Source organism: Pseudoalteromonas sp. PS1M3 (assembly GCF_016865405.1).
Classification (GTDB): Bacteria; Pseudomonadota; Gammaproteobacteria; order Enterobacterales; family Alteromonadaceae; genus Pseudoalteromonas; species Pseudoalteromonas marina.
In genome coordinates this window covers 1,633,388-1,653,146 of the sequence record NZ_AP022624.1, presented here as the reverse complement: position 1 = coordinate 1,653,146, position 19,759 = coordinate 1,633,388, and the positions used below count along the sequence as shown (strand labels likewise).

21 protein-coding genes and 1 pseudogene are annotated in these 19,759 nt (G+C 38.6%); 4 read left to right on the top strand and 18 right to left on the bottom strand.

What is annotated here, in order from left to right; genetic code table 11:
* Window positions 1-9: 9 nt before the first annotated feature.
* The 5 genes from PS1M3_RS07605 to PS1M3_RS07585 all read right to left on the bottom strand — a co-directional run bounded on the left by PS1M3_RS07605 (window position 10) and on the right by PS1M3_RS07585 (window position 4,355).
* On the bottom strand, window positions 10-1,245 hold the full coding sequence (locus PS1M3_RS07605) for an efflux RND transporter periplasmic adaptor subunit (RefSeq protein ID WP_203987092.1): 1,236 nt from the start codon (window positions 1,243-1,245) through the stop codon (window positions 10-12).
* A 2-nt stretch (window positions 1,246-1,247) separates the two neighbouring features.
* Window positions 1,248-2,600 carry a TolC family protein gene (locus PS1M3_RS07600; RefSeq protein ID WP_239104489.1) on the bottom strand — a complete coding sequence of 451 codons (1,353 nt, stop codon included), beginning with the start codon at window positions 2,598-2,600 and terminating at the stop codon, window positions 1,248-1,250.
* Between the two features lie 34 nt (window positions 2,601-2,634).
* Window positions 2,635-3,603 (bottom strand): M56 family metallopeptidase, encoded by a 969-nt coding sequence (locus tag PS1M3_RS07595; RefSeq protein WP_203987090.1) that lies wholly within the window; start codon window positions 3,601-3,603, stop codon window positions 2,635-2,637.
* Entirely contained in the window at window positions 3,600-3,989 is a 390-nt protein-coding gene (locus tag PS1M3_RS07590) for a BlaI/MecI/CopY family transcriptional regulator (RefSeq protein WP_008109165.1), read from the bottom strand. The genes PS1M3_RS07595 and PS1M3_RS07590 overlap by 4 nt, the downstream gene beginning before the upstream one ends.
* 90 nt (window positions 3,990-4,079) lie before the next feature.
* Window positions 4,080-4,355, bottom strand: coding sequence for a metal/formaldehyde-sensitive transcriptional repressor (locus tag PS1M3_RS07585; RefSeq protein ID WP_024600843.1), 276 nt, complete (start codon window positions 4,353-4,355; stop codon window positions 4,080-4,082).
* A gap of 103 nt (window positions 4,356-4,458) precedes the next feature.
* Here PS1M3_RS07585 and PS1M3_RS07580 point away from each other — a divergent pair, with 103 nt between their 5' ends.
* Window positions 4,459-4,623 (top strand): hypothetical protein, encoded by a 165-nt coding sequence (locus PS1M3_RS07580; protein WP_239104488.1) that lies wholly within the window; start codon window positions 4,459-4,461, stop codon window positions 4,621-4,623.
* A 65-nt stretch (window positions 4,624-4,688) separates the two neighbouring features.
* Here PS1M3_RS07580 and istB (PS1M3_RS07575) read toward each other — a convergent pair whose 3' ends face one another.
* Together istB (PS1M3_RS07575) and istA (PS1M3_RS07570) are read right to left on the bottom strand one after the other, a co-directional pair.
* Complete coding sequence (gene istB, locus PS1M3_RS07575; RefSeq protein ID WP_008108839.1) at window positions 4,689-5,444, bottom strand: IS21-like element helper ATPase IstB; 756 nt, start codon at window positions 5,442-5,444, stop codon at window positions 4,689-4,691.
* A 14-nt stretch (window positions 5,445-5,458) separates the two neighbouring features.
* Window positions 5,459-7,003 (bottom strand): IS21 family transposase, encoded by a 1,545-nt coding sequence (gene istA / locus PS1M3_RS07570; RefSeq protein WP_024600838.1) that lies wholly within the window; start codon window positions 7,001-7,003, stop codon window positions 5,459-5,461.
* A gap of 211 nt (window positions 7,004-7,214) precedes the next feature.
* Here istA (PS1M3_RS07570) and dmeF point away from each other — a divergent pair, with 211 nt between their 5' ends.
* Window positions 7,215-7,973, top strand: a complete 759-nt coding sequence (gene dmeF / locus PS1M3_RS07565) for a CDF family Co(II)/Ni(II) efflux transporter DmeF (protein ID WP_239104487.1) — start codon at window positions 7,215-7,217, stop codon at window positions 7,971-7,973.
* A 23-nt stretch (window positions 7,974-7,996) separates the two neighbouring features.
* On the opposite strand, the gene arsJ is transcribed toward dmeF, so the two are convergent.
* The 11 genes and pseudogenes from arsJ to PS1M3_RS07510 form a co-directional block, all read right to left on the bottom strand.
* Window positions 7,997-9,244 carry an organoarsenical effux MFS transporter ArsJ gene (gene arsJ, locus PS1M3_RS07560; protein WP_008113571.1) on the bottom strand — a complete coding sequence of 416 codons (1,248 nt, stop codon included), beginning with the start codon at window positions 9,242-9,244 and terminating at the stop codon, window positions 7,997-7,999.
* A gap of 2 nt (window positions 9,245-9,246) precedes the next feature.
* A complete protein-coding gene (locus tag PS1M3_RS07555) occupies window positions 9,247-10,257 on the bottom strand; it encodes an ArsJ-associated glyceraldehyde-3-phosphate dehydrogenase (RefSeq protein WP_008113569.1) in 1,011 nt (336 codons plus the stop codon).
* 26 nt (window positions 10,258-10,283) lie between these two features.
* Window positions 10,284-10,772, bottom strand: a complete 489-nt coding sequence (locus tag PS1M3_RS07550; RefSeq protein ID WP_008113568.1) for a dual specificity protein phosphatase family protein — start codon at window positions 10,770-10,772, stop codon at window positions 10,284-10,286.
* A gap of 163 nt (window positions 10,773-10,935) precedes the next feature.
* Window positions 10,936-11,172 (bottom strand): thioredoxin family protein, encoded by a 237-nt coding sequence (locus PS1M3_RS07545; RefSeq protein WP_008113564.1) that lies wholly within the window; start codon window positions 11,170-11,172, stop codon window positions 10,936-10,938.
* Window positions 11,173-11,181: 9 nt separating this feature from the next.
* Window positions 11,182-12,174 carry a permease gene (locus PS1M3_RS07540; protein ID WP_008113562.1) on the bottom strand — a complete coding sequence of 331 codons (993 nt, stop codon included), beginning with the start codon at window positions 12,172-12,174 and terminating at the stop codon, window positions 11,182-11,184.
* Window positions 12,167-13,195, bottom strand: a complete 1,029-nt coding sequence (gene arsB, locus PS1M3_RS07535; RefSeq protein WP_008113560.1) for an ACR3 family arsenite efflux transporter — start codon at window positions 13,193-13,195, stop codon at window positions 12,167-12,169. The genes PS1M3_RS07540 and arsB overlap by 8 nt, the downstream gene beginning before the upstream one ends.
* Window positions 13,196-13,228: 33 nt before the next feature.
* Window positions 13,229-13,816: pseudogene (locus tag PS1M3_RS07530) on the bottom strand (metalloregulator ArsR/SmtB family transcription factor); the annotation flags it as partial.
* A gap of 64 nt (window positions 13,817-13,880) precedes the next feature.
* Window positions 13,881-14,633 carry an IS21-like element helper ATPase IstB gene (istB, locus tag PS1M3_RS07525; protein ID WP_008108712.1) on the bottom strand — a complete coding sequence of 251 codons (753 nt, stop codon included), beginning with the start codon at window positions 14,631-14,633 and terminating at the stop codon, window positions 13,881-13,883.
* On the bottom strand, window positions 14,626-16,119 hold the full coding sequence (istA, locus tag PS1M3_RS07520) for an IS21 family transposase (RefSeq protein ID WP_203984280.1): 1,494 nt from the start codon (window positions 16,117-16,119) through the stop codon (window positions 14,626-14,628). Before istA (PS1M3_RS07520) ends, istB (PS1M3_RS07525) begins: the two co-directional genes overlap by 8 nt.
* An 87-nt stretch (window positions 16,120-16,206) precedes the next feature.
* Window positions 16,207-16,449: a hypothetical protein gene (locus PS1M3_RS07515; RefSeq protein WP_239104485.1), complete on the bottom strand. Its 243-nt coding sequence runs from the start codon at window positions 16,447-16,449 to the stop codon at window positions 16,207-16,209.
* Window positions 16,450-16,943: 494 nt separating this feature from the next.
* Window positions 16,944-17,987: a hypothetical protein gene (locus PS1M3_RS07510; protein WP_008113551.1), complete on the bottom strand. Its 1,044-nt coding sequence runs from the start codon at window positions 17,985-17,987 to the stop codon at window positions 16,944-16,946.
* Window positions 17,988-18,868: 881 nt separating this feature from the next.
* Between PS1M3_RS07510 and merR the strand changes: the two genes are divergently transcribed.
* Together merR and PS1M3_RS07500 are read left to right on the top strand one after the other, a co-directional pair.
* On the top strand, window positions 18,869-19,285 hold the full coding sequence (gene merR, locus PS1M3_RS07505) for an Hg(II)-responsive transcriptional regulator (protein WP_203987088.1): 417 nt from the start codon (window positions 18,869-18,871) through the stop codon (window positions 19,283-19,285).
* 100 nt (window positions 19,286-19,385) lie between these two features.
* Entirely contained in the window at window positions 19,386-19,739 is a 354-nt protein-coding gene (locus tag PS1M3_RS07500) for a mercuric transporter MerT family protein (protein ID WP_008131225.1), read from the top strand.
* Window positions 19,740-19,759 lie beyond the last annotated feature (20 nt).

The following is a 19,759-nucleotide window of genomic DNA, read 5'->3' as shown; positions in this document are numbered from 1 at the left end:
AATCAATCCTTAATGGTCGTGTGAAGCGCCAGACTTTTCAACATCAGCTTTGAGGATGTAACTATTTTCAGTCACGTATTCAGTGCCTAAGGAAATACCACTTAGCACTTCAATTTCTTCACCTACAGCTCGACCTAACTCAAGCATTCTTACCTCATATTCATCTCCGACTTTGGCATATACAACAGTAAAATCGCGGAAGCTTTGTAATCCACTGCGCTTTACTGCCATAGGTACATCGTATGAACCAATTTCAATCGCGGCACTAACAAATGCTCCTTCTGACAACGCAGAATCAGCATTATTAACGACTACACGAAATAGCTTCGCCTGATCATCTCTGACTTTTAGAATACGGCTCTCAACCGTACTCACCTGCTTTTCTTCAACACCATTAATCGTTATCGTGGTTTTTGCACCAAGACGCACGGTTGGTAAGTCTTTTGGAAAAACAGCTAACTGGGCAATTAATGTTTCATCATTGGTAATTTGTAGCAGGGAGCGGCCTTTAGATTGTTCGCCTGAGGTAACGTTAACGGTACTAACAATTCCATTTTGAGCAGAAAAGACTTTGTACGACTGAAGACTTTCATTACTTTCAACCGTGAGTAGTAATTGACCTTTCTTAACTGACTCTCCTAGCTTTACATGAACTTTTTTAACTAACCCGTCAAAGCGAGCATAAACATTACTCGTTGCATCAGCAGGTAGAACTAATTTGCCATAGACTTGAACTGTTTCATGAAGCGTTGATGGACCAACAAATTCAGTCGAGATTTCCATTGCTTTTGCTACATCTTCAGCAATTTTTGTCCGACCTTCAAAGTTGTCATACTGCCAGTTGAAGGTTTTACCCTGATATTTTGCAGTGAGTGAAACCATAAATGAGTGCGGTTCATAGATAACCATGTCACCTCGAAGATATTCGCCTTCTTGGTAAAAATTTATATCGTCTATGCCATCACCCAATCGAGTCAACTTTACATTAAGGTCAACCTTTGACGGATCAATTGCTTTTCCGTCTGTTGATGCCCATACACGAAATTCAGGAGGGACGCCTGTTTCAAAGATTGAGAGTTCAATGGCAAAATCACCATCACGCAACATTCGTCCACGGTTGGGACCTTTTTCAGGCTCTGCTTCTTCTACCTTCGGCTCTGAAACCGCAAAGCTTGGGAAGCTTGTACTTATGCTAACAAGCCAGACGGTGCTTATTAAGGCTAATATTTGAAATGTTGGTCTCATGGTTATTTCTCTTTCTTATCTTTATTAATGGTTAAAATGGACGTTCCAGTTAAACGTTCAATTTCAATATTGTTTAAATGCGCATTTTGATATGCAGCTATCAAATCAGATTGAGCATTTAGTAGGGCTTGCTGAGTGTTCATCCATTCGGTATAGCTATATTTACCAACGTTATATGCTTTTTCTGCCTCGTTAAAAGCTTGCTCCAAAACAGGAATAATATTGTCGGATACCGCATGAATGACATGTTGGCTATGCTTCAATTGCTCGATAAGAACGTATAACTGTGTATTGAGTTTATGAACTAACGCTAGCGACTCTGTTTCTAGTTGATTTTGAGAGGCTCGTAGGGCTTTAATTTTTCCTTCATTTTGATTCGCATCACCAAAAGGGACGGAAATTCCAGCAACTAAGCCAAAATCATCGGTTGTTTCATATCGACGTAAGCCTGTTGAGAACTGCCATAAAGGTTTGGTTTCAATGCGTGCAAGCTCTATTTCAGACTGAGCAATTCGTTGTTTTGTTGCAAAAAGGCTCACTGAAGGTGTTTGTCTAAGTTTTGTAAATAAAGAATCATAATCGGATACATTTGGTAAAGATAACAATGAACCCATTACCTTACTTTTCTTATGCCAATCATTTTGATTTTCTCCTTTAACTTTCTCACCCCATTGTGCAAATAATTGGTACTTACTTGCATCAACTTCGTGAGTTAAATCCTCAACAACCAATTCTCGCTTAGCTACCTCAGCCTGAGAGTTTAATTTATCTACTAGAGATGACTTCCCCGCTTTTACACGTTTATCTATTGCTTCAAATGAATTATTCGCTTGCTTAAGACTAAATTGAGCTAACTTCAATCGCTCTTTATTTACTAGAACTTGTATAAAGTAACGTGCCGTTTGTGCAGCTAAATCCAAAGCTTTAACTTCACGCTCTAAAGCGACTGTAGAGCCATATTGCTTAGCTGTTTTCACTTTACTCTGAACCAATTCATCATCTAATAGCCAAGTAATAGAAAGTGTTGATTGGGCACTCTTAAAGCCGCTGTGCTCACCTGTACCTAAAGCATCTTCAATGGTAAAACCAATTTGTGGTCTAGATTGAACCCCTGCCTGTTGAGCATAGCCAGAATACATCTTGGCTTGAATGGCAAATGATTTTAGCTCAGGATGCATATCTATTGTCTGTGCAATAGCTGAACGCAAATCAACCGTTTGCAAAGGTACTTCTTGGGCATATGCAATAGTTGGTATGAATGGTATCAGCAACAATAAAACATTCCGACGAATCCTTACGAAAAACCGACCGCCAGTCGGTTTTTCGTAAGAGCGTGCATTAAAATAAAGATTCATTATCAGTACCTTAGAGTAAGATTTTAATTAGCAGTTAATGAGTAAAAAGCGTTTCAATAACGTGATGTAGGCTATCTACAGACGTTGTTGAAATTAAAGCTAAGAGGAATGTTGCAATCACAACACCTCCCAGAGGAAATGGCCTGAACTGTTTATCATTGAGCAAATGAAGCACTCTTTGTTCAATAGAGTGACGACAGAAATGAACAAATAATTCACTATTATATTGTGGATGAATAGAGTAGCTCGCAGCCAATTTAGTAAACTTTACTAAGGTACTTGCAACGTTATGTGATTGTTGTTGATTTTCGACATAAAAAGAATCTGCGGCTTGCTCCATAGATAGCGACATCATGGAAATCAATATCTGTTTAACATTGTTAGCAAAATAAGCAGAGAAAAATGAGAAAAGCCATTTCTTTAATGGATCAAAATAATGAACATGAGCTAACTCATGCTGAATAATTATTTTGATGTCATCAGCAGTTGTTTGTTCAACAAGGCTCGTAGATATAAAACATGATGGCCTAAATACACCACCAGTGAATGCTGTCGGTATAGATGATTCAATGAAATAGACTTGCTTACTCTTTTCAATCCCTAATACACGTAACAAATTAATTTGATGATGATTACGATAAAGAAGAGTTATTTTTCGTATAAAAATGTACAGAGTAAAACTGGTAAAAATAAGTAAACTAGCACTATGCCAGCTCATAAAATAGAAAATATCAGGATGGTGCCAATGAGCAAGGTCTGTCAACCAAACAAATATTGAACCGTTTTGAAATAGTGGACTAAAAAAGAGTGTGGCACATAAAGATATCAGCCACGGAGCAAGCACGAATAGCCATAATAATGATTTACGAGTTGATACCGCATAGTGTTGCAACTTATTTTTGACTAACCAAAAAGTAATTGAGACAAATATGTTAGCCACGATAAAGGCTAAAACCCCCACCGTGAGCAAATTAAATACTAATGCCCATTGGCCATAAATCATTTTTCAGAATTCTTCTGTATTTTTTGACGTTGTTGTTCAATCATTGCTTCCAATTTATCTAGCTGCTTTTCATCTAGATCTGATGAAATAGAAGAGAAAGCAGCAACAACACTATTTTCATCTTCAGTAACAAAATCATGAGTAATACTTTTAATCAACTGACCTATCAGCTCTTGCCTTGCAACTTTTGGAAAGTATTGATAAGCGTGGCCGTTTTTTACCCTACTTAACAAATCTTTTTTAAACAAGCGTTCTAGCGTACTTTGAATGGTATTTAGAGATCCGCCTCGGTCTTTTTCAAAATAGCTATGCACCTGCTTGGCATCAGCAGGTTGATTTTTCCATAGATATTCTAAAACTTGTTTTTCTAATTCACCGAGTAACATAAATTTCAATCGCCATTTTTTAAGTAATAGGATAGTGCCACACAAAAAACCGAGAGGCAATCGGTTTTTCGATTTGTTTCATTAAGAGTTCTATTTTAAGTAGCTTTTAAGAATGGAAATAACATCTTCTACCTCCTCTAATCGTTCCTCTTTTGTCATATCCTCTGCACCTAAATGTTCCCTCAAATGACCTTCTAATACTTCCTTCATCAGCCCATTAACCGCACCTTTAATCGCAGCTACCTGTTGTAAAACAGCCATACAATTAGGCTCTCCTTCTAAAGCAGTTTCTAAAGCGAGTGATTGACCTTTTATTCGTCTAACACGACTGAGGAGCTTTTTTTTCCCTGCGATTGTATGTGACATAAATTTCCTTTACTTGATAAGTAGTATACTAGGGTATAGTATATTTCAAAGTGTAAATAGATGCTATTCATAAACAGCATGAAGCAATATTTTAGGATATTTAATGAAAAACGATAGTCGTATTCAGTGGGAACATTCTCATAATTTTGGTATTGACAGTAAGCTCCATGAAAACAAAGTAAAGCTCGTTTTTTGGTTAACAACCGTCATTATGGTACTTGAAATTACCGCTGGAACTTGGTCAGGCTCTATGTGCGTATTCCGGTGATGGTGAACACCGATTCCGGTTTTATCGTGAACACTTAAATTCCACGCATTGGGTTCATGACATTTTTAACCTAAGTGTTCACGATGGTCAATTTTAGATTGAATTTTTCTCATAGACTCCCCCTTTAATTTTATCCGATGAGCATTGTGCATTAGTCGATCTAAAATGGCATCGGCTAAGGTATTATCGCCGATGGATTGATGCCATTCTTCGGTGGGTAATTGACTGATGATGGCGGTTGATGAACTGCCGTGCCTATCATCCATGATCTCCATTAAGTCATTTCGTTGTGCCGCTTTAAGTGGCTCAAGCCCCCAATCATCTAAAACGAGTAAGTCGATCTTAGCGAGTGACTGTAACATTCGACTGTAAGTGCCATCTGCTTTGGCTTGTGTCAGCGCAAGCATCAACCTTGAGAGTCGGTAATATTTAACGCTGTAGCCTTTCATGCATCCTGTATGCGCAAGCGCACAAGTGATATAGGTTTTACCGCTACCGCAAGGGCCTGTGATCAGTAAGTTTTGTGATTTATTCAGCCAATCACATTGCAGTAGCGATGCCATCATCGATTGATTGAGACCTCGCGGGTGATGATAATCTATGTCTCTGGCGTTAGCGGCTAATTTAAGTTTTGCCGCTTTAAGTAAGCGTTGTTGTTTTCGGCTCTCTCGGTCTTGGGCTTCACTGTCTGCTAGCAGTTGTAGTCGCTCATCGAAGGACAACCCTTCATAAGTACTTGGTTGTTCCATTTGGCTCACTAAGGCGTTGGCCATACCACTGAGTTTGAGTTGACGAAGCTGAGTTATCGTTTGTTCTAACATAGAATTTCCTTACCTTAATGGAAGCTTTTAGGACCACGGATATTTTCATGGGATTGTGGCAATAACGTCGACGGCTCTTCTTGCGTTCGCGGCAATTTATCTTGGTTGCTACTGAGTATGTCTTTGATATGTTTTAACCGATATAAACTGTATTGATTGGCTATCGCACAGGCGTTATTGAGCCGATCGGCGGGATAGCTTCTTGATAGGTTGAGTAAGCCTAAGCACACACGATACGCTTGTTCTTCATGTTGTTTCTGTGCCAATTGTGCTTTCACCCAGAGCAAAACGTCATCTCCAATATCTTTCGCCCAATTCATTAAACGCCCTGGTGACCATTTATGATGCTTCTCATGCTTTACAGGCATGTGCTCGGATGTGGTGGTCATGCCCGGATGATATTTTCTCGGGTGACTGGTGATGCGTTTATGCTTGAAATAAGCCTCAATCAAGTTGTCTTTGGCATGAAGTTCAAGCTTTTCACCCACCAAGTGATGGGGTACCGAGTAAAGATGGTTATCATACTGAACGTGATAATCAATATTCACTTTGACGTGTTTAATATCCGTGAATTGATAAGCTAGTTTGGGCATAGGCGCGAGGGCGGGTTTGTCGATTGACTCGAACCATGATTGTCGTGTCCCACTCAGTTGCTTAAAGGGCTTATTATTGACCTCAAGCAGTAAGGCTTTGATGCAATGGTTTAGCTCAGCTAATGAGAAAAAGGTTTGGTGTCGTAACTTGGCGAGTATCCAGCGTTCAATGATTTGCACGCCCACTTCGGCCTTGGCTTTATCTTGTGGTTTTCTGGGACGAGCAGGCACAATCACGGTGCCATAATGCGCGGCCAATTGCTGATAACTCGGGTTAACATCAGGGTCGTAGCGACACGCTTTACTGACACCACTGCGTAAATTATCGGGGATAACCATGTCAGGTATACCGCCGATAAATTCAAATGCTCGCACGTGACTGCCGATCCAGTCGGGTAGACTTTGGCTCCAGGTTGCTTCACAAAATGTATAATTTGATGCGCCCATCACCGCCACGAATATCTGGGCGAACTTCACTTCACCCGTCGCATTACAAACAATGGGCATCGTTTGACCCGCATAATCGACAAAGAGTTTTTCTCCTGCTTTATGCACTTGTCGCATCGAACGTTTTTGCTTTTTAAGCCAGGTCATATAGCGATCGCAGAACTGAGAATAGCTGTAACAACGATTCGGATATTGCTGAGTATATTCTTCCCAGAGTAAGTTCTTGGTGACGCCTTTGCCCGTTAATTCTTTTCGAATGGCTGGCCAATCTGGCACTTCAAATCGCTGGGATGGCCGAGTGTCGGCGCGAGGATAGAACTGACTAGCAAGCACAGAATCATCAAGCTCGTCGGGCAGTGGCCAACTTAACGATAAAGCTCTGGCTTTAGTGAGTAGTTTTTGAATACCACCGACACTGATCTTAGTGCTGGCACTTATTTTTCTGACACTGAGTTGGGCAGCAAAATGTAGCCTCAACACTTCTCGAATTTTACGCATTGTGATCCTCTTAGTCGCCATATCCCTTCCTCAGTAATACAAAAAGGAAATAGCTTAACAAAGTAATTAATAATCAATGCGTTGAAATTGTACTGGTTTGGTGTGAACACCGATTCCGGAAAATCAGTCAAAAGTGTTCACGATAAAACCGGAATGAGCGTTCACGCTAAAACCAGAACGGGTGTTCACGATGGGCCGGAATCACTGTTCACGATGCTCCGGAATATGCACTATGGCCCTGCTTGCTGATGGATGGCATATGGGAACTCACTCTGCGGCATTTCTCATTGCTATTTTTGCATACTCTTACGCTAAAAAGCATGCGAACAATAAGGACTTTAGCTTTGGAACAGGCAAGGTAAACTCTTTAGGTGGCTTTGCCAGTGCTATTGCCTTAGCAATTGTTGCATTGATGATGATAATAGAATCTGTTCAACGATTAATAGAACCACAATCAATTCATTTTAATGAAGCAATTGTTGTTGCGATTATAGGTTTAGTCGTCAATGTCGCCTCTGTTTTTATCCTACATGATGATCATCATCACCATGGAGAACCCCACCACCATCATGATCACGACCATAATATGAAAGCAGCCTACTTTCACGTACTGGCCGACACGCTAACCTCTTTATTAGCCATTGTTGCTTTATTAGTAGGAAAATATATTGGCTTATTATGGATGGACCCATTAATGGGGATTGTTGGGGCAATAGTCATTTTCCGTTGGTCTTATGGCTTAGTTAAGGAATCCAGTGAAGTTCTTTTAGATAAGTCTGTGAAAAAGCCAACTCTCGATAAGATTTCAGATGCATTAAGCAAAAAGAACACTGTGATCAACGATATTCATGTATGGAAAATAGCGACAGGTCACCAGGCTGCAATTCTTAAAGTGACATCAGGTGAACCTCTAAAGTCAGAAGAATATGAAATTATTTTAAAAAGTTTCTTACCTCAGCTCTCACATATCTCTATTGAAATACGTAGTTAACGTTTTTTCAAATGTGACTTTGATTAATTAGCTTTCTCTTTACTTTGGTTTTTTGGCAGCTTCAATGATAATAAAGTTGCCATAGCCACAAATATACTTGATATCCATAAACAGGCTTCTAGGCCATAATTTTGATATACCCAACCTGAAAGCACTGTACCAATTAATCTCCCCATAGCATTAGCCATATAGTAAAAACCAACATCAAGCGATACACCGTCACTACCTGCATAACTGACGATGAGATAGCTATGTAAAGAAGAGTTAATAGCGAAAACAGCCCCAAAAATCAGTAGTCCTATAATGATTGAAGCTTGAATATGAAAATTAAAATGCAAGGCCAAAGCAATCACAGCAGGTATTAATGTTAAGTAGCTTGCCCATAAAAATGCTGACCTACCCGTTGGCACATTACCTTGCTTTTCCCTCGTGCCTTTTCCGGTAATAATAGGCGCAACAGACTGAACTATGCCATAGCCAATGACCCAACTTGCCATAAAACCTCCAACCCACCAATGATCCCAATTAAAGGTCACAGCTAAAAAAACGGGTAACGCTACGACAAACCAAACATCTCTTGCACCAAATAAAAACATTCGAGCAGCAGAAAGAATGTTTATTGACGAACTCTTAGAGAAAATATCATTAAATTTAGGTTTATTTGTCGCCTTGCCCAAATCATCTTTTAAGGCGATTAAACTAAATACCCACACTATGGCTAATAGTGAAGCCATTAAGATGATTGCACCTTTAAATTCAAGCAAGGTTAGTAACAAACCTCCAAGAAAGAACCCTACACCTTTTAGCGCATTTTTAGACCCTGTAAGTATAGCAACCCACTGATAAAGCTTACCTTCAGCGCCTACTGGAACAAGTAACTTTATCGAGCTTTTCGCACTCATTTTATTTAAATCTTTAGCGATACCTGATAAAGCTTGTGCCGCCATTACATAGATAACTGTTAGCATTTCAGCAGGAACAACAAGCATACCAAGCGCAATTATTTGTATGGCTAAGCCAATGTTCATGGTTTTGTTCAAACCAAGTCGTGCACCTAGCCAACCACCAACAAGATTCGTAATAACACCAAATATTTCATAAAATAAAAACAGCATGGCAATATTTAAAGGGCTATATCCTAACTGATGAAAATATAGCACTACGAGCATGCGTAGTGCACCATCGGTTAAAGTAAACGCCCAGTAATTACCTGTTATCACCAAATATTGTTTAATTTGCGGTGATAACGCTTTGAGTGATAAAAGCCCCATGATTAACCTTTGTCCGCCAAACCAACCATACGTGCTAGCTCAGCCGTTCTATTGGCATAGCCCCATTCATTGTCATACCAAACATAAAGTTTTACTTGTGTACCATTTACTACCATCGTTGATAATGCATCAATGATGCTAGAACGTGGATCAGTTTTATAATCAATAGACACTAGTGGTCGTTCTTCATATCCCATGATGTTTTTCAATTCACCTTGTGCTGCTTGTTTAAGTACTTTATTTACTTCTTCAACAGTTGTAGCTCGTTCAACTTCAAAAACACAATCTGTAATTGATGCATTAGTTAAAGGAACTCGTATTGCATGACCATTTAACTTCCCTTTTAGTTCAGGAAAAATATGCGTAATTGCCGTAGCCGAGCCAGTTGTTGTCGGAATTAAGCTCATGCCACATGCTCGTGCTCTACGTAAATCCTTATGGGGGGCATCTAATATGGTTTGCGTATTAGTAATGTCATGGATAGTGGTCATTGAACCATGCTTAATACCTATTTTTTCATGAATAACTTTGACCACTGGCGCTAGGCAATTAGTGGTACATGAAGCTGCTGTTACGATAGGATGAATAGCTTTGTCGTATAAATTTTCATTTACTCCCATAACGATATTCAATACACCATCTTCTTTTACAGGAGCTGTAACCACAACACGCTTTACACCTTGATCTAAATAGGCTTGTAACAGCGCTTTCGTTTTTATTTTTCCTGATGCCTCAATTACTACATCACACTTAGACCAGTCAGTGTCTTGAGTCGCTTTGTTTTGCGTGCAAGGAATAGCCTTGTTATTGATAATTATTGAATCGCCTTCATGATTCGCCTCATGATGCCAACGACCATGTACTGAATCAAACGTCATTAAATGTCCAAGTGTTTCAGCATTTCCCGCAGGATCATTGATTTGAATAATCTCTATATCATCCCAATCAAATGCTGCACGCATTGATAAACGTCCCATACGGCCAAAACCGTTAATACCGATTTTAATTGTCATAAATCTGTCCTGAATGTTGTTAAAAATTATAAATAAGTATTGAAATAATCAAGCTGTACTGGGTGTTTTAGCGCTTTAGGCCGTATTTCCTGTACTGCTTCAATTACCTTTTCACCTGACCACCCAAAAGCTAAAAGTATAAGTCCAATCACTAATCCTGTTCTGCCAGAGCCACCTTTGCAGTGAACAGCAATGGTGCCCTTGTTATTTATCACCTCTAAAATGTTAGCCTTTTGAGCATCCCACTGAGATTCAAAGGCTTGGCTTGGGGCAGCATCATCTAAAATGGGTAATTGAACCCACTCAATTCCTTGCTTTTCACATTCAGTTGGTAAAGAGAGTGCATTGTTTTTTTCCATTTCTTCGTCAAACATCAACGTAATAAGCATGTTAGTACCTGCTTGTTTAAGTGTTGATATAGACTCAACTAAAATAGAATCTTTCGTGCCTGGGCACGGGGTAAATATAAGTTGGCTACCGTTTTCAAGTGCCAAAATATCAAAAGGATGTGACATTATTTTTCCTATCGTTAATTATCTGTGCAATGTATTGATTTACAGTTATTTGCATAAGGTTTACTTTCTATTTGAATGGTGACGTGAGAAACATTAAATTCATGTTGGATAGTAGATGTTATCTCTTCGAGTAAATTTCCATCATTTAAACAGTTAACTTTTGCTATTGCTGTAACCATAATTCAATCTCTTGACGGTGGGGAATAGAGCCACTATGCACATTAACTTCATCAATAATTACAGCAGGAGTACTCATTACGCCATACCCCATAATTACTTCAGGATCAGTTTCTTTGATTACGTGTACATCTACATTTAATTCAGTAGCTATTTTTGCAATAACTTCAATGGTTTTTGTACATTTTGCACAACCAGTACCTAATACTTTTATTTCTTTCATGATTTTTCCTTAAATAAAGGGGGTCAGATAATTAAAAATCCAACCAATTAACGTAAATGCAACGAGTAGAAGTGCAAAAAGTACTACTAGTAATCGCCACTGCATTACTTGTTTTAATAAAATAAATTCAGGAAAACTTGCTGCCACAGTACTCATACAAAAGGCGAGTGTTGTTCCAATAGGAAGTCCTTGTTTAATTAAACTTTCCATCACAGGAATTACACCTGTGGCATTGGAATATAAAGGTATACCTAATAATACGGCAGATGGAACTGACCACCATTGACCATTACCTAAATGCTCTTCAATCCAGCCATCAGGAACAAAACCATGTAACGCAGAGCCTAGCCCAACACCAATGATCACCCATTTCCATACTCGGCCAAAAATCTCTAACATTTCCTCTTTGGCAAAGGTATGTCGCTCTTTTAAAGACAAGCTTTCAACCTGTTTGGATTGAACTGTAGAGGAAGCCTTTTGACCACGCTCTAAAGCTTTCGCAGCAAAGGATTGCAACCAGCGCTCAGCCCTAATAGCATCAAGGAAAATACCGCCTAAAATCCCAACAGACATACCAACAACCACATACAGTAACGTGAATTTCCATCCTAATAAGCTTAGTAACAGCAAGACCGCAACTTCATTGATTAGCGGAGAGGTAATGAGAAATGACATAGTGATGCCAACAGGAATACCTGCTGACGTAAAACCTAAAAATACAGGAATACTTGAACAGGAACAAAAAGGGGTTATTGCGCCAAAACTAGAGCCTAATATGTAACCGACACCTTTATGTTTATCGGCTAAATAATCACGAACACGCTCTACATTTATTGATGCTCTTATCAATGCAATGACGTAAATCATCACTAGTAATAAAAAGAAAATTTTGGTGGTGTCTTCAATAAAAAAATGAAGTGCATCGCCTAATTTTGTTGCTTTCGACAATCCAAAAACATCAACGACTAACCATGTGGCTAAGTCAGTAAATACCTCAAACATGGCTTTCCCCAAACCAGCCTTGTGTACGGTTAATAATATAAACTAATGACAACATAACAGGCACTTCAACCAATACCCCAACAACGGTCGCCAAAGCTGCTCCAGAATGTAAACCAAAAAGGGATATAGCCACCGCAACCGCTAATTCAAAGAAGTTAGATGTACCTATCAAACATGCTGGAGCCGCTATGTTATGTGGTAGTCTCATCCATTTTGCTGCTAAGTACGCGATAATGAAAATACCGTATGTTTGGATCATTAGAGGAATGGCAATTAAGCCAATGGTTTCAGGTTCAGAAATGATGGTATTTGCTTGAAATCCAAATAATAACACCACTGTTGCTAACAGGCCGATAACCGACCAAGGCTTTAATGTTGATAACAATTCATTTAATGATTGTTCACCATTACCATTATTCAGGATTTTACGAGTCACTACTCCTGCAATTAAAGGCAGCAAAACATAAAGCACTACAGAAATCATCAACGTTTCCCAAGGAACTTGAATATCACTTACACCAAGTAAAAATGCCGAGATAGGTGCGAAAGCAAAGATCATGATCACATCATTTACTGATACTTGAACCAATGTATAGTTCGGATCACCTTTCGTTAACTGTGACCATACAAATACCATTGCAGTACAAGGGGCTACGCCCAATAAAATCATGCCAGCGATGTATTCTTGTGCAGATGCAGGATCAACTAAATCAGCAAAAAGGAAAGTAAAGAAAAACCAACCTAAACCAGCCATGGTGAAAGGTTTAACCAACCAGTTTATGACAATAGTTAACACAAGCCCTTTAGGGTTTTTACCCACATCTTTTATCGCTGAAAAATCAATTTGAACCATCATGGGATAAATCATCACCCAGATGAAAACAGCGACTACAATGTTAACGTGTGCAATCTCAAAGTTGGCAATCACTTGAAAAGCATCAGGTTGCCATAAGCCTAATACCACACCAAGCACAATGCTTAAGCCAACCCAAACCGATAAATAACGCTCAAAAATACCCATTATTCAATCCTTTACTCATTCTTTATAGAAAATTTATTTACAGAAATTTGCTCGATTAGGTCTATTTTGCATATTAGCTAAACGCTGAAGTTCGTTACTAACCAGAGGAACATTATTCTCTGTTGTTTGTGCAATCACAGATTTAGCCCATAACGGTAAGTCAGGATTGATACGATAAAACACCCACTGACCGTGCTTTCTATCAGTTATCACTTTAGCTTTTTTCAAAACAGCTAAATTACGTGATACTTTGGGCTGGCTATCTTCTTCCATCGCTTCCATTAACTCACAAACGCAAAGCTCACCATGATAATGCGTCAACATTAACGTTTTCAGTCGGATATCATCAGTTAGGCTTTTATAAAAGGAGATGGGGTCAAATTCGTCACTTTTGACATCAATTGAGGTTTTTGTATCACCACAACTGATCTTAGCGTCCTTTTCTTCAACCAAAATAAACATAGATAGACGGTTGTTAAGCTCGTTTAATGTTGTAGAAAAAGGGTTACTACCAGAACGCTCTTTTGGATCGGGAAAATCCCAAGCTAACTGCTTAACGGCATTAGGGTAGCTGCGACATTCATTATTAGCTTTATCGCATAGTGTAATGACGTAATCAAATTATCTAGCGTCAATTAACTTGGCCGGTTCCGCGTCAATTATCTTGGCCGGTTGATACCGAATTTTATTTACTCTTATTGAGCGCTGTTTTGCGTCGGTAGCTGTCACCTTCACAATGAATAATCGTGGCATGATGAACCAAACGATCGATTGCCGCGACTGTCATCGTTGAATCTTCAAATAGTTCATCCCATTGCTCAAATGATTTGTTTGATGTGATGATCATGCTGTGTCGCTCATAGCGATGGGCTATCAATTCAAACAGCACGCTCGTTTCCTGTTCAGTTTTTCGAACGTAACCAACGTCATCAACGATTAATAAGCTGTATTTATCGAGCTTTACAAGTTCGTCTTGCAAGCGTAAATGTCGCTTTGCTTGCTGGAGTTGTTGAACAATCGCTGACGCGGCAACGAACTTAACTTTATGGCCCTGCTCGATAAGGCCATAACCGATGCTACTGGCGATATGCGTTTTACCAAGACCACTGGCGCCAAATAACAATATATTGCCACCGTGCTTCAACCAATCCGGCTGATTTATTAAATCAGCAACAAGGGGCTTACTAACCCCATCAACAAGGGTAAAGTCGAAGCTGCTAAGGTGTTTACCCATTGGCAATTTTGCATCTTTTAAAAGCCGCTGAAGGCGTTTGTCATCGCGTGTCGCAAGTTCAACATGGCACAGCTCAGACAAGTATTGCTGCGGGCTCCATTGTTCTTCCATCGCTTTTTTTCCCAGGGTATTCCACTGTTGAAGCATGGTGCTAAGCTTTAATTGTTTCAGCATTAAAGGTAACGAGGCCGTGAAGTTATCCATGTAGACCTCCCGGTATCATGCTGCTATAAGCGCTCAAGCTGTGTTGCTTTATTTTTATTGTGGGTATGTTTGATGCAATCACTAAAAATTGCGCTTCACATTCTCGGATGGCCGGTAATTGTCGCTGAGTAATTGACACTGCTACAAATCGTCCTAATTGACGTTCACACCCACTTTGTTTTGCTAAATGGAGCAGTTTTACCATGTAATAGCTCGCTTCATCCGCTAAAAGATGAGTATTAACGTATTCCCAAATAGCTTTGTAATTGTCGCTTGGGAGTAAGTCGTCACGTAGTTGTGAGTAGCGAAATGCCAATGGTTTTTTAACCAATGCGTCAATAACATGCAAGTAACTAATATTGCGTGCACGGCACCCTTTAGAAGCATAGACACGCGCTAACGTTTGAACTAAATCGCTGCCATAGCGCAGCTCTAAGCGGTTGTCATATAAACGAACAAGTAATCGGCTACCAATAAGGCGTGACGGGACGCTATAGGTAACACGTTTCAATGAAATAGTACTCGTACGTGACACCGTTAGATAATGCTCGGTGTAATTGACGCTCATCGTCCGTGGTAAAGCGTGTAATTGTCGCTGCTCTACTGCGTACTTATCACTTACACGGCGATTACGGCGAGCAACAATGTCTGCAACAAACGATTCATAGACTTCTCTTGTCTGAAAGTCATAACTACCACGGATTTTTAATGCTTGCTCCAGTTGCGATTTAAGATGCCCATGAGGGCTCTCAATAGCCCCATTTTCATGCGCAATACCGCGGTTATTACGGGTCGCTTTAAAGCCATAATGGATAACTAGCTCATTAAAGCGCTCTGTAAAATCATTATCATTAGTATGATTACGATAGGCGGCACTGAGACTGTCTGTACGCACTTCTTTAGGCACACCGCCGGCTGCTTTAAATGCGTTTTGCACACCATCAGAAAAAGCAGCAAAGCTTTCACCGCCGTAAATCACTTGGGCGTAAGCCCAGCCACTGGCGGGCATACGATAATGAAACAACATATGCTTAAGGGGTTCACTAGCAATGGTAACGGGTGACTTCACATGTGTGAAATCACATATACCTAATAGGCCATACTCGTGTGTTTGCAGGAATACGACCTCTTTGCTTGAGCCATACAGTGCCCGCCATTTATGAATTCGACGCTCTAATGTACGCCGTGAGCTCGGGTTAAATTTGTCGGTGTGAAACTCGCAAAGATGATCAAAAATTCCCACTGGAGTTAACGTAGCATCACCTTGAAGTAGAGGGACAACAATACTGTCCCAGATAGATTCAAGTGGATCTATACGTGTTCGCCATTGGCGTTTATTAGACAATGGCTGCTCATCCAGTTTATCAATGCGCCTTGCTGAACGTTCAGAAATACCTGCTTTCGCAGCCGCGATAACTTGGCTATTACGCTTTCTATGTTTCATATAAATAGTGACCTGCTGATCAGTGATTCGTGTTCCCGGCACAGTGAACTCCTCCGTTCTGCTGTACCGAACCTTATCAGATCAACCGGCCAAGATAATTGTCGCTAGACCGGCCACCGTAATTGTCGCTTAATAATCAAATACTTGACCTTCAAAGACATTCACACTTTTAGACACTAAATCGTTAGTATCTAAGCCAAACTTTTCTAAAGCATCAATCGCACGAACATCAACGGCATCAGGTTTAGTACCTGCACTAAAAACATTAAATATGTCTCCCGCTTTATGCCGCAATAACGCTTCAGCCATTTGAGATCTAGCCGAGTTTGCAGTGCAAAGGAAAAGGATTTTTTTATTTTTTAGGCTTTTCATATGAAACCTTAGTTATTTGCATGTGAATTATTATATATATGAAAAATCACATATACAAGCATTGGCATATAAAAAGATTTAAATCTGAAGCATGATTTAAATTTTATAAACGAACTTTTCGTACAAATAGATTCTTAGTGATTTCGAGGGGATGAGCACAAAACCCCTTTTAGATAAATCAGTAGATATTTCAACTTTAGAGGAAATATCTACTGCAATTAGTGCTCAATAAACTGTTATTAATGATATCAATGTTTGGAACATAGCCAATTAGAACAAACGCTATTCTTTCAGTTTCATCAAAAGAGCCATTAGTTAAAGAGGAATATCAAAAAATCCTAATGAATTCTTCACCTCAACTTTCTCATGGGTCTATTGAAATACATAATAGGTAAATTGATTTCATTTTCGAGAATATTTTAAATAATTCTCGTTTTAATATTACGATTACTTAGGTAATCGTAATATTAAAACGTTCTTTAGAAGCATCTCATTCATATAGAATTCTCCAAGTAATCCATATCACAAAATGGTCGAATACTTGCGGAGAAATATGATTGATGAAGAATGATTGGGAGTTTTCGTGCGTCTTTATGGTTTAGCAGTGTTTCTTTAATGCCATTACTAAATTCACAATAATTGATCATAGACATAGCGGGTGATTCAACATGAATACATTCGAATATCAGCCTTTGCTGCTCAAAATAAAATATAAAAACCTGCTTCTCTGGAATATCTCTAATTGATATTTTAAGTGTTGGTAAATTACTGTTGATTTCTTCTGTTAAACTTGGGGATAAAGGAAAACCATATACCGCGTACCTTTTTCCTTCAATGTGAAATACATAAGGAACTTCATCATCACAAAATGAATCAAAATTGGTAAAAAAGTTAACTGTATTTAAAAACCAGCTTTTATGCTCGTCTATAAATGGACTTTCAGCTATGGCAATTTCCGAATCTTCATTATCCTGTTCAAGATTTTTGACTAATGATTCATCAAAATTATTTTCTCTAAAATTTTTCGGATAAAAAGTAGTCGCAATTAGTCGATATGCAATTTGATTAATTTTGAAATCACAATAAAGAATTGCTTCGTTATTGTTCAACGTTTTAAAATAAGGTTTCCAGTCAAGACTAAACTCACTTGGCGCTTCAATAATGTATTTCGATTCATTTCCTAAACCGAATAGCTCATAAAGAATAGAAATTAATCGAACCTTGCTTACATTAATGACTACCATTCCTTCAAGGCGTTTTGCCATAAACTCAATGCTTTTATGTAGATCATCAATAAGCAATTGATCCTCACATTCACAGATCAGAAGGTACTTTAACCAGTGATGTTGAATTGTCCCAAAAATTTTCGCACCACACATCTCTTTAAAGAGTAGTTCAGTTAAAGAATCATAATTAGGAGTACAATATATTGCCCTGGCTAATAAATCCTTTCCATGATCTTGAGGTAGATTGAGTGAGTTAGCGAGAAATTTCGATTGAAGTCTCAATTTGTGACTTAAGGTAAGAGCTGAAATCATCTAGTTATCCATAAATTAAAACAAACAACAGCCTACTAACGCCAGTTTGTTAATTATGAAAACCAAATTTTTACGGATGCTCCGCTTCATCGTTCATACTTAAATATAAATTAAATATGTGTAGGCATAGGCTGTCCGTTCAGCCTTTTTTGCTAATATAAATGAGTAAAATGTTGTTGTAAACAGGGCGCAATTATACATATCTGTATAATTTAAAAGGATTTTATTCTACTTTTCTTTTAAAATCAGTTAGTTCAATACCGAAAATTTCAACAACAGTATTTTCATTTATTTTTATATTTTCAACCCTTATTAAAAGCGAGACAAAGTATTATTCATATCAGTGTTGAGAAATTTTAGAAGGCAGTCTTCTGCTTTTGAGAGTAAAACTGCTAATATCAGGTTTAGATTTTCAAGGAGGTCAGACTTCAATAGAGAAATTAACTGTCTATAGTTCTCACAGCCACAAAAGTATAGAACTACATTTATTGGGCTTGCCCAAGCGGAATAGATAAATTTTCGAAAGCCTTTTTGCTTGCCTTTTAACATTGTTAAGCAAGTCTTCATTTTTAAGCGACATGTATTCACCAATACAAAAATACGCAACAAAAAGCCCACGCTCTTTTTGTCGAGTAAATTTTATTGGTACACATTCGCTACGCGAATTTACTATCTATTCAAAGTATATCCGTTTCTTCATATTAGTGTGAGCTGGACTCTTTGATGCGGCCTAACATCACATGCTCTAGCACACAAAGCCTTGCCTATTATTACAATAAATTTCACTTTTGATAATATGAAAAGCAGTTTATAGTACGTTTACTACCTAATACCTTTTCAATTCTGCACTATAAATACAAACTAATTTAAAGGCAGTATAAATGACTAAAAACAATCCGCCATTAACCATTGGCCGACTCGCAAAAGCTGCTAATGTTAATATTGAGACAATAAGGCATTATCAGCGCAAAGGTTTGATAATCGAGCCTGAAAAGCCTCTAGGCGGTTTTCGTCATTACCCAGATACAAGTGTAGATCGAATTCGATTTATAAAACGTGCTCAGCAACTTGGCTTTTCATTAGAGGAAATAAAACAGTTGCTAATCTTGGGTGATCAACATTGTCGTGATGTTCAAAGCTTAGCAAAAGAAAAACGGAATGAAATCCAACAGAAAATCGCTGGCTTACTCACTATTCAAACAGCATTGGACGACTTAATATCATCTTGTCATACTGATGATACTAGTCACTGTGGCTTCATCGATGGATTATCTCAAAAAGGCTTTTTAGAAAAATAACACTTCTACCTTTCTCATAAAATTATTTATTAAGCTCTTGACTCTGTGCCATACCCCAGAGTGTAAACTATCTTATATTAACCTTATATGAGATTTAATTATGTCGAGTTCTTCAACTCCAAATCGTTCTTTACTATTAGCAATTGTCGCTGGTTTAGGCGCGTCTGCATGCTGTATTGGACCTCTGTTATTGCTATCACTTGGCTTGGGTGGTGCTTGGGTAGGTAACCTCACTGCAATGGAACCTTATAGCGGGTACTTTACCGCGATTACCCTTATTGTTTTAGGCGTAGTTTTTTATAAATTATATATAGTTCCTCAAAAATGTGAGGAAGGTTCAGTTTGCGAAAACCCTAAAGTATTGAAGAATCAGCGCATTATATTTTGGCTTGTAAGCATAATTCTTATCGTGATGATGAGCTTTCCCTATTACGCAGATTACATTATTACTTAATAGAAAAGTGATTAACAAAA